The organism is Streptomyces kurssanovii, assembly GCF_040677245.1.
Lineage (GTDB): Bacteria > Actinomycetota > Actinomycetes > Streptomycetales > Streptomycetaceae > Streptomyces > Streptomyces kurssanovii.
On sequence record NZ_JBFAQK010000052.1, the window covers coordinates 15929 to 29510 of the forward strand.

At 72.2% G+C, this 13582-nt stretch carries 13 protein-coding genes; 4 read left to right on the top strand and 9 right to left on the bottom strand.

Translation table 11 applies throughout. From position 1 onward, the window contains the following. Nucleotides 1-9: 9 nt before the first annotated feature. The gene (locus AB0K36_RS27125) at nt 10-771 is read right to left on the bottom strand and encodes a lysophospholipid acyltransferase family protein (protein ID WP_364599377.1); all 762 of its coding nucleotides are present in this window, start codon (nt 769-771) and stop codon (nt 10-12) included. 187 nt (nt 772-958) lie between these two features. On the opposite strand from AB0K36_RS27125, the gene AB0K36_RS27130 reads away from it, so the two are divergent. Both AB0K36_RS27130 and AB0K36_RS27135 read left to right on the top strand, forming a co-directional pair. Next, a complete protein-coding gene (locus AB0K36_RS27130; RefSeq protein WP_189475550.1) occupies nt 959-1765 on the top strand; it encodes an alpha/beta hydrolase in 807 nt (268 codons plus the stop codon). Then, the gene (locus AB0K36_RS27135; RefSeq protein ID WP_435877946.1) at nt 1650-2321 is read left to right on the top strand and encodes a hypothetical protein; all 672 of its coding nucleotides are present in this window, start codon (nt 1650-1652) and stop codon (nt 2319-2321) included. The genes AB0K36_RS27130 and AB0K36_RS27135 overlap by 116 nt, the downstream gene beginning before the upstream one ends. 264 nt (nt 2322-2585) lie before the next feature. Here the strand turns inward: AB0K36_RS27135 and AB0K36_RS27140 are convergent, their stop codons facing one another. The 6 genes from AB0K36_RS27140 to AB0K36_RS27165 all read right to left on the bottom strand — a co-directional run bounded on the left by AB0K36_RS27140 (nt 2586) and on the right by AB0K36_RS27165 (nt 7513). Further along, nucleotides 2586-3329: an endonuclease/exonuclease/phosphatase family protein gene (locus AB0K36_RS27140; RefSeq protein ID WP_364599381.1), complete on the bottom strand. Its 744-nt coding sequence runs from the start codon at nt 3327-3329 to the stop codon at nt 2586-2588. A 106-nt stretch (nt 3330-3435) separates the two neighbouring features. Beyond that, the gene (locus tag AB0K36_RS27145; protein WP_189475561.1) at nt 3436-4377 is read right to left on the bottom strand and encodes an ROK family glucokinase; all 942 of its coding nucleotides are present in this window, start codon (nt 4375-4377) and stop codon (nt 3436-3438) included. 65 nt (nt 4378-4442) lie between these two features. Next, complete coding sequence (locus tag AB0K36_RS27150; RefSeq protein WP_364599383.1) at nt 4443-4886, bottom strand: DUF5304 domain-containing protein; 444 nt, start codon at nt 4884-4886, stop codon at nt 4443-4445. A gap of 68 nt (nt 4887-4954) precedes the next feature. After that, on the bottom strand, nt 4955-6205 hold the full coding sequence (locus tag AB0K36_RS27155; protein WP_364599385.1) for an ArsA family ATPase: 1251 nt from the start codon (nt 6203-6205) through the stop codon (nt 4955-4957). Further along, complete coding sequence (locus tag AB0K36_RS27160) at nt 6205-6654, bottom strand: SRPBCC family protein (protein WP_005318605.1); 450 nt, start codon at nt 6652-6654, stop codon at nt 6205-6207. Before AB0K36_RS27160 ends, AB0K36_RS27155 begins: the two co-directional genes overlap by 1 nt. A gap of 91 nt (nt 6655-6745) precedes the next feature. Beyond that, complete coding sequence (locus tag AB0K36_RS27165) at nt 6746-7513, bottom strand: metallophosphoesterase family protein (RefSeq protein WP_364599420.1); 768 nt, start codon at nt 7511-7513, stop codon at nt 6746-6748. Nucleotides 7514-7802: 289 nt separating this feature from the next. Between AB0K36_RS27165 and AB0K36_RS27170 the strand changes: the two genes are divergently transcribed. Next, nucleotides 7803-9599: an AMP-dependent synthetase/ligase gene (locus tag AB0K36_RS27170; protein ID WP_364599387.1), complete on the top strand. Its 1797-nt coding sequence runs from the start codon at nt 7803-7805 to the stop codon at nt 9597-9599. 243 nt (nt 9600-9842) lie between these two features. On the opposite strand, the gene AB0K36_RS27175 is transcribed toward AB0K36_RS27170, so the two are convergent. After that, the gene (locus AB0K36_RS27175) at nt 9843-10985 is read right to left on the bottom strand and encodes a glycosyltransferase family 4 protein (RefSeq protein WP_364599389.1); all 1143 of its coding nucleotides are present in this window, start codon (nt 10983-10985) and stop codon (nt 9843-9845) included. A gap of 113 nt (nt 10986-11098) precedes the next feature. On the opposite strand from AB0K36_RS27175, the gene AB0K36_RS27180 reads away from it, so the two are divergent. Continuing rightward, nucleotides 11099-12340, top strand: coding sequence for a glycosyltransferase 87 family protein (locus AB0K36_RS27180; RefSeq protein WP_364599422.1), 1242 nt, complete (start codon nt 11099-11101; stop codon nt 12338-12340). Here AB0K36_RS27180 and AB0K36_RS27185 read toward each other — a convergent pair. Then, entirely contained in the window at nt 12297-13520 is a 1224-nt protein-coding gene (locus AB0K36_RS27185) for a hypothetical protein (RefSeq protein WP_364599391.1), read from the bottom strand. The genes AB0K36_RS27180 and AB0K36_RS27185 overlap by 44 nt on opposite strands. Nucleotides 13521-13582: the final 62 nt, after the last annotated feature.

Here is a 13582-nt window from a genome sequence, read left to right on the forward strand (position 1 = left end):
CCGCGCCGCTCAGGCGGCGGGCCGCTGCGCCCTCTTGGCCTTCTCGGCCTTCTCCGCCTCGGCCCGGGCCGCCTTCTCCGCCTTCTCCGCGTCGGCGATCTGACGCTTCGCGGCCGTCGCGTACATGTCGACGTACTCCTGGCCGGACAGCTTCATGATCTCGTACATGACCTCGTCGGTCACCGAGCGCAGGATGAAGCGGTCGCCCTCCATGCCGTGGTAGCGGCTGAAGTCCAGCGGCTTGCCGATCCGGATACCCGGGCGCATCAGCTTCGGGACGACCTTGCCGGGCGGCTGGATCTTCTCGGTGTCGATCATCGCGACGGGGATCACCGGCGCGCCGGTGGCCAGCGCCACACGGGCGAGGCCGCCCGGCTTGCCGCGGTAGAGGCGGCCGTCGGGGGAACGGGTGCCCTCCGGGTAGATGCCGAACAAACCACCGGACTCGATCACGTCGATCCCGGCCTTGATCGCCGCCTCGCCCGCTCCGCGGGCACCCGAACGGTCCACCGGCAGCTGGCCGACGCCCTTGAAGAACGCGGCCGTCAGCCTGCCCTTCACGCCCGGCGAGGTGAAGTACTCCGCCTTGGCGATGAAGGTGACCTTGCGGTCGAGCATAGCGGGGAGGAAGAACGAGTCGGAGAACGACAGGTGGTTGCTGGCGAGGATCGCGGGGCCCTCGGCCGGAACGTTCTCCAGACCCTCCACCCAGGGCCTGAAGGCAAGCTTCAGCGAACCCCCGATGGAGAACTTCATGGCGCCGTAGATCAACTCGAATGCCTCCTGTTGCTTTCGAACAGACCTTATCCCGAGGTCGGCCCGCGTCCGCCGCTCCGGGTCCGTCACCGCCGTGCTCACGTGCCGGAACGGCCCTGGTCGGTGTCGGTCCGGTCGCGTACCGTGAAGTACACCCTCGACCCTCCCGTACGCCCGCGTACCTCACGAACAGGAGACCCCGGTGCCGGTCCTTCCTGGAGCCGAGCCCTACCGCCACGACGGCGGCGAGGTCGGCGTCCTTCTCTGTCACGGATTCACCGGCTCCCCGCAGTCGCTGCGGCCCTGGGCCGAGTATCTGGCGGAGCGGGGCCTCACGGTGTCCCTGCCGCTGCTGCCCGGTCACGGCACCCGCTGGCAGGACATGCAGGTCACCGGCTGGCAGGACTGGTACGCGGAGGTGGACAGGGAACTGCGCTCGCTGCTCGAGCGCTGCCGGCACGTGTTCGTCTTCGGCCTCTCCATGGGCGGCGCCCTGACGCTGCGGCTCGCCGCCAAGCACGGCGACGCGGTGCGGGGCGTCGTCGTCGTCAATCCGGCGAACAAGGTCCACGGCGCGATGGCTTCGCTGCTGCCCGTGGTGCGTCACCTGGTGCCGTCCACGAAGGGCCTGACCAGCGACATCGCCAAGCAGGGCGTGGAGGAGCTGGGGTACGACCGGGTGCCGCTGCACGCCGCGCATTCGGTGCGACAGTTCTTCCGTATCGTCGACGGGGAGCTTCCGCAGGTCACGCAGCCGATGCTGCTGCTGCACAGCCCCGAGGACCATGTCGTCCCGGCCGCCGACTCCGCCCGGATCCTCAGCCGTGTCTCCTCCACGGACGTCACCGAGATACTGCTGGAACAGAGCTACCACGTCGCGACGTTGGACCACGATGCGGAGCGGATCTTCGAGGAGAGTTACGCGTTCATCGGCCGGCTCGCTCCGAGCGCGGGGACCACGGGGTCTCCCGCGCCGGAAGCCTTGGGAGGGAGCACAACCGGTGGCTGACCAGCACGACGCGGACCGTGAGCCGCAGCCGATCGACGAGGACGCGGCCTGGGCGGCCATCGTCGCCGGATACGGCGACGAGCCGGCCGACCCGCCGGGCGCGAAGCCGTTCAAATCGGTGGAGGACCTGGCGCTCCTGGAGAGCGACATGAACGACACACCGGATCCCGCGCCGGAGCCCGCGGCCCGGCCCGACGACGACAAGCCGGCGCTGGGCAGCTCGGTCACCTTCGCACCGGGCGTCGGCGGGCCGCGCGACTACCAGGTCACGGAGCCGTCCGACGGCGACTTCGACGACAGCGACGAGGGCCACTTCGTCCCGCCCGAGCCCCCGCCGCTGCCGGAGGCCGACGTGACGTCGAAGTTCGCGTGGCTGGCGGTGATCGGCGGACCGGTGCTGATGCTGATCGCGGTGATCCTGCGGTGGGACATGACGTGGTGGCTGACGACGCTGTGCGTCGGCGGCTTCCTGGGCGGTTTCGCGACGCTGGTCGCGCGGATGTCGCACGGCGACGACGACGAGAACGATGATCCGGGGCGGGGCGCGGTGGTGTGACGGCGTGACGGCCGGGGTGCCGCTGCGCGGGGCTTGTTCCCCACCCCGCCCCTTCCCGAAACCGGGCTCCGCCCGGACCCGGTACCGCGCTTCGCGCGGTGCCCTCAATCTCCCCCTACGGCCTGGCGGCCGTGGGAGGTGCCCCCAGGCGGGCTGGATTTCGCTCCGCGAAATCAGCCTCGCCGGCGTTTGAGGCGCGGGGGTCCGGGGGCAGAGCCCCCGGTTTCGGGAAGGGGCGGGGTGGGGAACGGCCCGCCGCAGGCGTCAGCCCGTCGTGGGGACGCGGAGGGCCGCCAGGACCGGGAGGTGGTCGGAGGCCGCCCGCAGGTCCGCGGTGGGAAGACCCGGCACCCCGCACCCCAGCACCTCCACCCCGTCCGTCGCGAAGACCGCGTCGATCCGCTGGTGCGGCCCCGCCGCCGTGGACGTGAACTCACCGCCCCACGGGGCCACCGCCCAGCAGTCCTGGAGCTCCCCCGCCAAGCGGCTGAAGGCCCGGCCGCCGGGCCGTTCGTTGAGGTCCCCGGCGACGACGGCGTGCGGCACGTCCATCGCCTTCAGCCGCTCCAGCAGCAGTCCCGCCTGGGCGAGACGCTCGTCGGCGGCCAGGCTCAGATGGCAGCTGATCAGTCCCAGCCGCGCACCCGCGAAGCGGACGACGGCCGTGGCGAGGCCGCGCCGGTGCAGGCCCGGGGTGCGCGGCAGCAGGATGTCCTCGGTGCGTTCCACCGTGGCCCGCAGCGAGCACAGCAGCATCGGGCCCGCCGCCGTCGCGCCGCCGGACAGCATCACCAGGTCCGTCTTCGCGGCGAGCCGCGCCGCGTGCTTGCGCCAGCGGAAGAAGCGCGGCGCTTCCTGGACGAACACCAGGTCGGGTTCGCAGGCCCGGATCACCCGGGCCAGCGCCTCCTCGTCGTCGCGCATGGAGCGGATGTTGTAGCCGAGGACCCGGACCACGGCCGAACCGTCCGGCTCGGTGCGGGACTTGGGCAGTGCGGTGATCGCCATGGGAGCAACATACGACGGTGCCCGCCGCGCTTCCCGAAGGACGCGGCCCACAAGGCCGCGCCCTTCGGCGGGCGCGGCGGGCACCTGCCGGAGACGGATACCGCGGTCAGCCCTGGCGTGCCAGGTCCGCCGCGCCCACCAGCCCCGCCTTGCCGCCCAGTTGCGCGGCGAGCACCTGGGCGTGGGGGCGCCACTGGCCGCCGATCAGCCAGCGGCGGAAGGACTTGCGGATGGGGTCGAGGACGAGGTCGCCCTCGTCGGAGACACCGCCGCCGACGATGAACGCCGACGGGTCGAAGAGGGAGGCCAGGTCCGCGAGACCGGCTCCCGCCCAGCGGGCCAGCTCACGGAAGGAGTCGACGGCGACGGGGCAGCCCTGCCGTGCGGCCTGGCTGATGTGCTTGCCCTGGATGCCGTCGACGGTGCCGTCGCCGAGGCCGAGCAGGATCGTCGCGTTCTCCGGTGTGGCGTTGGCGCGCTGCTTGGCGTAGCGGACGAGCGCGCGGCCGGAGGCGTACTGCTCCCAGCAGCCCTGGCTGCCGCAGCCGCAGAGGAGGCCGTCGGGCACGACCCGGATGTGCCCGAACTCGGCGGCGACGCCGAACCGTCCCCGGCGCAGCTTGTTGCCGATGATGATGCCGCCGCCGAGGCCGGTGCCGAGCGTGATGCAGATGACGTCCTCGTGGCCCTGGCCGGCGCCGAAGCGGTATTCGCCCCACGCGGCGGCGTTGGCGTCGTTCTCGACCACGACGGGAAGGCCGACACGCTGTTCGACCTTGTCCTTGAGCGGCTCGTGGCGCCAGTCGATGTTCGGCGCGAAGAGGACCGTGGCGCGCTTGTCGTCGACGTATCCGGCGGCTCCGATACCGACGGCCTCGATCTCGTGGCCCTGGCCGGCTCCTGCGACGGCAGCACAGATCGCGTCGACGATGCCTTCGGGAGTCGACGGGGTGGGCACGGTGTGCGTCTCGAGAATGGCGCCCTCTTCGTCGACCACGCCCGCCGCGATCTTCGTGCCGCCGATGTCGACGCCGATGGTGAGTCCCATGTGTCCCTCAGTATTCGGTCGAGCCCCGCTAAGGCCAACCGTACCCGAGGGCGGGCATGCCCTGGTCAGTCCAGGTCGATGTGCTCGCTGCCGCCGGGGCCTTCGTCGCGCGGGTCGTCGCTGTCCTTGGCGTCCTCGGAGCCCGCGGGGCGCTGCGTCCAGCGGCGTTCCTGACCCTCGACGGCGGACCGGTAGGCGGCGAGCAGTTCGCCGCCGGCGGCCGCGAGATGGTCGAAGACCTGCGGGTTTCGTTCGATGACCGGCTCGACGGCGGCCTTCGCCTGGGTCACGAACTGCTGGACGGCGCTCTGCGCGGCCATACCGGGCAGGGACGACTGGAAGGAGGTGACCTTCTCCGCCACGACGTCGAAGAGCTTGCGCAGTTCTTCCGCCGCGGAACCGGGCGGCTGCCCGTATTCGGCCCGGCGCCGGGCCCGCTCCTGCTGGAGGTCCTCCTCGCAGGCCGTGGCCCAGGCGTCGGCGTCGGGGCGCTCGGTCGCTTCGCTCATGACGTACTCCTGGGGGCCGTTTCGAGGGGTTGTGTGCTATTGACGGTACCCGAACGGTGGTACGTCGTTCAGCGTGTCCGCGGCCACAGCCCGGGGTCCGGCGTGAAGCGGACCCTGAGCGTGCCGTCCGCGAGCCCCGCGCCGGCGACCGTGCAGCGGCGGAGCGCCGAGGGCAGCGGGAGGATCCTGCGGAACGGCCCCGCACCGATCAGGAGTTCATCCCCACGGCGGACGAGGGAGAGCTGCTCCTTGACGACGCCGGGCAGCTCCAGTTCCCACACGTAGAGGGCGTCCTGGGCGCCGGGGCCGGTCGCGGACGGCTCGATCCGGCCGATGCCTCCCCGGAGCCCTTCCCGGTCCGGGTCGCCTTCGACGGCGAGTCCGTCGCCGCCGTGCCCGTCCCCGCCCGCGGCGGTGCGGACGGCGCGGGTGTCGAGCAGGGCGAGGTCCTCGAGGCCCTGCGGGTCCCGGCCGAGGTGGGGGACCTCGCATATGGAGGCGCTGGGAAGCCAGGCGTCGTACCACTCGTGCAGGCACTTCTCCTGCTGGGCGACGAGAGGAGCGAGCCAGGGGTCCGCCGGTTCCCTCGGCAGGTTCCGGTTGGGTACGAGGGTGTCCACGGCGAGCCCGTGGAGGGCGAGTCCGGCACGGGCCTCGAGCAGGGCCGCGGCGGCCCGGGGGCCCGGCTCCGCGACGACCCGCAAGGTGGTGTTCACGGACTCGATCAGTGCCTGCACACCCGCCAGTTCGGTGTCCCAGCGTTCGGCGGTCCCGTACAGCCACCGGGCGGGCATCGGCACTCCCGCGAGCTGTGCGAGCACGGGGCGCAGCGCGCGGGCGGCCTGGCGTTCCTGCGGAAGGAGGCGGCGCAGATAGCGGCGCAGTTCCTCCGGCAGCGCGAGCAGCGCGATCGTCTCGTGCAGCGGGGGCATGTCGACGACGACCACGTCCCAGCCGCCGCGCGAGGCGACGGTGAGCGCGCGCAGCAGGGCGAACTGCTCGCTGCCGGGCAGCCGGGTCAGTTCCTCGTCCTCGAGCCTGGCCGCGCCCAGCAGGTCCAGCGCCGCGGAGGCACGCTCCTGGAGGTCGAGGAACTCGGCGCGGAAGTCGGAGCCGGCGTCGATGCGCGCGGCCCACAGGCCGTCACGGACGCGGGCCGGCTCTTCGGGGAGGGCGGTGACGGGTGCGCCGAGCACGTCGCCCGGACCGGCGGAGAGGAACAGCGCCCGCCTGCCGCGTGCCGCCTCGGCGAGCGCCGTGGCGGCGGCGACGGTGGTGCGGCCCGCGCCGCCGAGGCCGGTGACGAGGACCTTGCGCATCAGGCGCCTGCGCCGCTCTCGACGCGCTTCTTCAGACCGGCGAGGGCGCGGTCGATGATGACCTTCTCCGCCTTGCGCTTGATCATGCCGAGCATGGGGATCTTGACGTCGACGGTGAGCTGGTACGTGACCTCCGTACGGTCGCCGCCGCCGACCGGCGAGAGCCGGTAGGAGCCGTCGATCGCGCGCAGCATCTGGGACTTCACGAGGGTCCAGCTGACCTCGTTGGCCCCGTGCCAGGTGTAGGCGAGGGTGTGGTCGTCCTTGATCGCGCCGGCGTCCAGCACCAGGCGGACCTGCTCGGCCCGTCCCTCGGCGTCGGTGGCGAGCACCTCCGCCTCCTTCACCTCGCCGGTCCACTCGGGGTAGCGGGTGAAGTCGGAGATGACGCCCATGACCTCGGCCGGTGCCGCATCGATCGTGATGCTCGAGCTGGTGTGTTCCGCCATCTCTGCGGCTCCTCACAGTGCGGTACGGACCGGGCAGGTGTGTGGGGTGCAGGCTATCGCGACCGCACGGCCGTCCGGTGCGTGCCCCGGGTCACCAGGACAGGGACCAGGGGCGGCCGCCGGCCGCGAAGTGACCGACGTTGACGCACTCGGTCGCGCCCACCCGCATCCGGCGCACGAGCGGCTGATGCACATGACCGAAGAGCGCGTACCGGGGCCGGGTGCGCCGAAGCGCGTCCAGCAGGGCGCGGCTGCCGCGTTCGAAGCGGCGGGCGACGGTGTCGTACGTCAGCTCGGGGATGTCGGGCGGGATGTGCGAGCAGAGCACGTCGACCTCGCCGATCGCCTCGACCTTGGCGGCGTACTCCTCGTCGGAGATCTCGTACGGCGTGCGCATCGGGGTGCGCAGTCCGCCGCCGACGAAGCCGAAGACCCGGCCGCCGATCTCGACCCGCTCGCCGTCGAGGACGGTGGTGCCGGGGCGGGCGTACTCGTGCCACAGGGACGGGATGTCGACGTTGCCGTAGGTGGCGTACGTCGGATGGGGAAAGGCGGCGAACAGCTCGGCGTACTGGCGCCGCACGGCCGCCTCGATGGCGGTTTCCCTGTCGACTTCGAGCTCCGCCCAGAGCCTGCGTCCGAACTCCCGGGCCTCGTCGAAGCGCCGCGCGTTGCGCAGTTCCACGATCATGTCGGCGTTCTCGACGCCGAACAGTTCGGGGAAGATGCCGCGTGAGTGGTCGGCGTAGTCCAGGAAAAGCACCAGGTCACCGAGGCAGATCAGGGCATCGGCACCGTCGCCCGCAATGGCGAGATCTTTTGCATTGCCGTGTACGTCGCTGACCACGTTGACTCGCATGCCTCGCATGGCGATCACCCTAGAACGGGTCGGGAGCACTGGGTAGAGGGGGCCTACCTGCGGTTACTTGGGTCCTGCACGGAGAGTGGAATACTCTGCGCGAAGTCCAGCCATCGATGTGTGACGCACAGAACAATGGCCGGGAACCCCTATCGGGAACCGTGTACTCGTGGGTAACGTCCGGGCAGTCCAGTCGTGCTCACCCCCACCGAGCACCTGCCCGATCTTGGACCGCAGCCGGTGCATCACACAGAGCCGTGGCACCGGCGCCCGATGAGGAGCAGCAGTCTTGCGCGAGTTCAGCCTTCCGGCCCTGTACGAGGTCCCCACGGACGGCAACCTGACGGATCTCATCCGCCGCAATGCCGCGCAGCACCCGGATGTGGCGGTGATGGGCCGCAAGGTCGCCGGCAGATGGACGGACGTCACCGCGACGCAGTTCCTCGCCGAGGTGCGGGCCGCCGCCAAGGGCCTGATCGCCGCCGGCATCCGGCCCGGCGACCGGGTCGGCCTGATGTCCCGCACCCGCTACGAGTGGGTCCAGCTGGACTTCGCGATCTGGAGCGCCGGCGCGGTCACCGTGCCGGTCTACGAGACCAGTTCGGCGGAGCAGGTGCAGTGGATCCTCGGTGACTCCGGTGCCGCCGCCGTGATCGTCGAGGGCGACGCGCACGCCGCCGCCGTGGAGTCCGTGCGCGAGTCGCTGCCGGCCCTGCGGAACGTCTGGCAGATCGAGAAGGGCGCGGTCGACGAACTGACCGCCGCCGGCGCGGAGATCTCCGAGGCGACCGTCGACGAGCGCAGCGCCTCCGCCAAGGCCGACGACCCGGCGACCATCGTCTACACCTCCGGCACCACCGGGCGCCCCAAGGGCTGTGTGCTCACCCACCGCGCCTTCTTCGCGGAGTGCGGCAACCTGGTCGAGCGCCTCAAGCCGCTGTTCCGTACGGGCGAGAGTTCCGTACTGCTGTTCCTCCCCGCCGCGCACGTCTTCGGCCGCATGGTCGAGATCGCGGCCGTGATGGCGCCCATCAGGCTCGGCTGCGTCCCGGACATCAAGAACCTCACCGACGAACTGGCCTCCTTCCGGCCGACGCTGATCCTCGGTGTGCCCCGGGTCTTCGAGAAGGTCTACAACTCCGCGCGGGCCAAGGCCCAGGCGGACGGCAAGGGCAAGATCTTCGACAAGGCCGCGAACACGGCCATCGCCTACAGCCGCGCCCTGGGCGGTCCCGGCGGCGTGCCGGTCGGCCTGAAGCTCAAGCACAAGGTCTTCGACAAGCTCGTCTACAGCAAGCTCCGCGCCGTCCTCGGCGGCCGCGGCGAGTACGCGGTCTCCGGCGGCGCGCCGCTGGGCGAGCGGCTCGGCCACTTCTTCCGCGGCATCGGCTTCACCGTGCTGGAGGGCTACGGCCTCACCGAGTCGTGCGCGGCGACCGCGTTCAACCCGTGGGACCGCCAGAAGATCGGCACGGTCGGCCAGCCGCTGCCAGGCTCCGTGGTGCGGATCGCGGACGACGGCGAGGTGCTGCTGCACGGCGAGCACATCTTCTCCGGCTACTGGAACAACGAGACCGCGACGGCCGACGCACTGGCCGACGGCTGGTTCCACACGGGCGACATCGGCACCCTCGACGAGGACGGCTACCTCGCGATCACCGGCCGCAAGAAGGAGATCCTGGTCACCGCCGGCGGCAAGAACGTCGCCCCCGCGGTGATCGAGGACCGCATCCGCGGGCACGCCCTCGTCGCCGAGTGCATGGTCGTCGGCGACGGCCGTCCGTTCGTCGGCGCGCTCGTCACCATCGACGAGGAGTTCCTCGGCCGCTGGTCCGCGGAGAACGGCAAGCCGGCCGGCTCCACGGCGGCGTCCCTGCGCGACGACGAGGACCTGCGCGCGGAGATCCAGAAGGCCGTCGACGACGGCAACGCGGCGGTCTCCAAGGCGGAGTCGGTACGCAAGTTCCGCATCCTGCCGGCGCAGTTCACGGAGGAGGCGGGACACATCACGCCGTCGCTGAAGCTCAAGCGGAACGTGGTGGCGAAGGACTTCGCGGACGAGATCGAAGCGATCTACCGCGCCTGACGGTCGGTTTCGGGGGCTCGCCCCCGGACCCCCGCTCCCCGGCGAGGCTGACGAAGCCGGCCCGCCTGGGCGCACCTCCCACGGCCGCCGGGCCGTAGGAGGAGATCGAGGGCACCGCGCGAAGCGCGGTACGGGTCCGGGCGGAGCCCCCACGCGGCGGAGCCGCACATCGATGCAGCGGGAAGGGGCGGGTGGGGGACGAGCCCCGCGCAGCGGCCACGCCCGCCGCCCCGCCCCGACACCTCAGAGCAGCGCCTTCAGCCGCTCCGCCAGCAGGTCCCAGCGCCACTTCTCCTCGACCCAGGCCCGGCCCCGCTCCCCCATCCGCTTCCGCAGCTCCGGGTCCTCCAGCAGGTGCACGATGCGCTCGGCCGACTCCTCCGCCGAGCCGCCGCGGACGACCCAGCCGGTCTCGCCGTCGAGCACGGCGTCCGGCGCGCCGCCCGAGTCGCCCGCCACGACGGGCAGGCCGGTCGCCGACGCCTCCAGGTAGACGATGCCGAGGCCCTCGACGTCCAGGCCGCCCCTGCGGGTCCGGCAGGGCATGGCGAAGACATCACCCGCGCCGTAGTGCGCGGGGAGCTCGGACCACGGCACTGCGCCGGTGAAGCGCACCGACCCCTCGACCCCGGTCTGCGCCGCGAGGCCCCGCAGCTCGTTCTCGTACGGGCCGCCGCCGACGATCAGCAGCACCGCGTCCGGCACCTTCGCGAGGATCGCGGGCATGGCGCGGATCAGCGTGTCCTGACCCTTGCGCGGCACGAGGCGTGAGACGCACACCACCACGGGCCGGTCGCTCAGGCCGAGCCGTCGCCGGACCAGGTCGCCCCCGGAGCCGGGGTGGAAGGTCTTCTCGTCGACTCCGGGCGGCAGCTGGACCATGCGGTCCGCGGCCTCGGGCGTCAGTGCCGTGGCGATGCGTGAGCGGGTGTACTCGCCGAGGTAGGTGATCGTGTCCGTGCCCTCGCCGATACGGCGCAGCAGCTGCCGGGACGCGGGCAGCTGCGCCCATCCCGCCTCGTGGCCGTGCGTCGTGGCCACCAGCCGCCGCGCGCCCGCGCGCCGCAGAGCAGGGGCCATCAGTCCGAGCGGTGCGGCCGCGCCGAACCACACGGACTCGCAGCCGTGTTCCCGCAGAAGGCGCGCGGCCGTGCGGGTGACGCGCGGGGTCGGCAGGAGCATCGTCGTACGGTCGCGTACGACGGTGAAGGGCTGCTCGGCGTCGAACGCCGCGGTCGCCTCCGCCCCCTCCCGGCCGCGCTTCCATGTGGAGGCGTAGACGACGAGTTGTCCGGGGTCCAGCCGTAGCGCCATGTTGTGCAGGAACGCCTGGATGCCGCCGGGCCTGGGCGGGAAGTCGTTGGTCACGATCAAGGTCTTGTGCATCGTCGCCGACAGTACCGAACGGCCCGGTCCACCGGTTCGGGTACCGCCACGGCATGATGGCAGTCACAGCTCCCGAGTCGTCCCCCGGCTCCTCCACCGACGAAAGAGACACGATGCCGACGGCGGTCGCGCGAGGCACGATCCTCCCCTTCGCGGTGTGGTTGCTCACCAGGACCGCGCTGCTGCTGTTCGTCTTCAAGGTCGTCGTCTTCCCCGGGCCCGACGTCACCAGCGACGTCTCGGCGATCTACCGGGGCTGGTACGAGGTGCTGAGCACCGGCACGTACCCGCTGAACGACGTGACGTGGCAGTACCCGCCCGCCGGCGCGCTCGCGATCCTCTCCCCCGGTCTCCTGCCGGGTCTCGACTACACGTCCGCCTTCTTCGTCATCGTTCTCGTGTGCGACATGGTCGTCCTGCTCCTGCTGCGGTACGCGGAGCGGCGCGGCACCGCACGGCGGGGCACCTGGGTGTGGGTCGTGGGCGTTCCCCTGCTCGGCCCGACGGTCTACGCCCGCTACGACCTGATGGTCACGGCCGTCGCCGTCGCCGCGCTCCTCGCGGGCGTGCGCCGGCCGCGGACGCTCGGGGCGCTGGCGGGCTTCGGCGCGGTGCTGAAGGTGTGGCCGGTGCTGCTCCTGCTGGGTGTTCCGCGGGGGCGCACCACGGTCCGGTCCTGGGGCGCCGCGGCGGCCACGGCGGCGGCGGTCACCGTGCTGCTGTGCACGCTGATGCCGGGCGGGCTGGCCTTCCTCACGTTCCAGCGCGACCGGGGTACCGAGATCGAGTCGCTGGGCGCCCTGGTCTTCCACTTCGCCCGGCACTTCGGCTGGGAGGGGCAGGTGCTGCTGAACTACGGGTCCGTCGAGTTCCTCGGCCCGTACGTCCCGCTGGTCAGTACGGTCGCCCTCGGCCTGTCCGTCCTCGCGCTGGGCTGGCTGGTGCTGTGGCGGCTCCGGGCGAGGGAGTTCGGACCGTCCACGCCGTGCGACGCCGCCTTCGCGGCGGTGCTGCTGTTCACGACCACGAGCCGCGTGATCAGCCCGCAGTACATGGTGTGGCTGGTCGGCCTGGCCGCCGTGTGCCTGGTGTTCCCCGGCAGCCGGATGACGCTCCCCGCGTGGCTGGTGCTGGCGGCCACCGCGGTGACGGTGCTGGAGTTCCCCATCTGGTTCGCGGAAGTGGTGGCGAGCGATCCGTCCGGCATCGCGCTGCTCGTCCTGCGCAACGGGCTGCTGGTGGCCGCGACGGTCACGGCCTGCCGCCGGCTGTGGCGGCAGACGGTTCCCCTGCCGCGGCCGGCCGCCCGGATCAGCCCAGTTGCTCGCGAAGAAAGTCCCGCCACATCGCGGTGAAGGCCTCCGGTGTGGTGCCGAGCTCCTCGCCCAGCGCCCGCTCGATCGCGCCCTCCCGCCGCGGCCCCTCCCCGACGGACCGGTAGAACGCGGTGAGCTTCGCCTCGCCCCAGCGGCCGGCGATCATGTCGCAGGCGAGCCGGCCGCCCTCGTAGGCCCTGGCCAGCGCGTCCGCGTCGCCGTCGAAGGAGAAGTCCCGGTCCGTCGGCAGCGCGTCCGGCACGTCTCCTGCCCGGACCGCTTCCTGCAGCTCGGGGGCGGCCTCCGCGGCGGTACGTCCGGTGCCGCGGTAGGCGACCCAGTCCGCGAAGCCCTCCGACAGCCACATCGGTGTCGCGGCGGACGTGTGCGCCCGGGTCGCCACATGGGTGGTCTCGTGGGTGAGCACGACCCGCTGCCCGAACTCGCCGAGCAGCCCGTACGCCTCGGGGTTCACGACGACCCGGTCCGCCGGCGAACCGTCCTTCGCGCCGCCCGTCTCACCGGTCGTCACGGCCGCGATGCCCCGGTACCCCGCCGCCGGCGTGCCCAGCAGCCTGCCCATGGCCTCCACCGAGTCCGGTACGAGCACCACCACCCTGCCTGCCCACTTCGACGGCCAGGCGCCCGACACGGCGGGCACGGCACGGTCGGTGGCGGCGGCGAGCTCACGCAGCCGCTTCTCGTCCTGTCCGACGCCGAGGACGAGGCTGTGACTGCCCCGTACGGCCTCCACATCGCCCTGCTGCCACAGCTGCTGCGGGGCGCCGGAGCCGGCGCGGTCGGCGGTCACGTACCAGCGGCCGTCGCGCTCGGACAGCTCGAGGGTCCGGGAGACGGTCATCGGCGCGCTGTCGTAGCCGGCTATCCGGTACCGCAGTTCGGTGTCGGCGACGGCCCTGCCGTCCTGGTGCCGAACGCCCTTGACCCGGTACCCCCACGAGTGCAGCGGCACATCGGCGAGGTTGTCGAACTCCTCGCCCTGCGCCGCCCGCAGAGCGGTCGCGCCCGGCTCGAGCGACGCGAGGTAGCCGGCGCGGTCGTGGCCGAGCACGGCGGCGGCCCGGACGTCCAGGGCCTGCTGTATCTCCTCGACGGCCGGGTCCACGGGCGCCGGGCCGATACCACCGCACCCGCCGACGAGCACGAGCACGGCGAGCGCCGTCCCCGCTGTGCGCTGCGCGCGCCCGTGCGATGCCATCCTGCGATGGTACGTAACGGAACGACCCGGCCCGCCCCGCCGAGGCTGATCCGGGCGGAGCC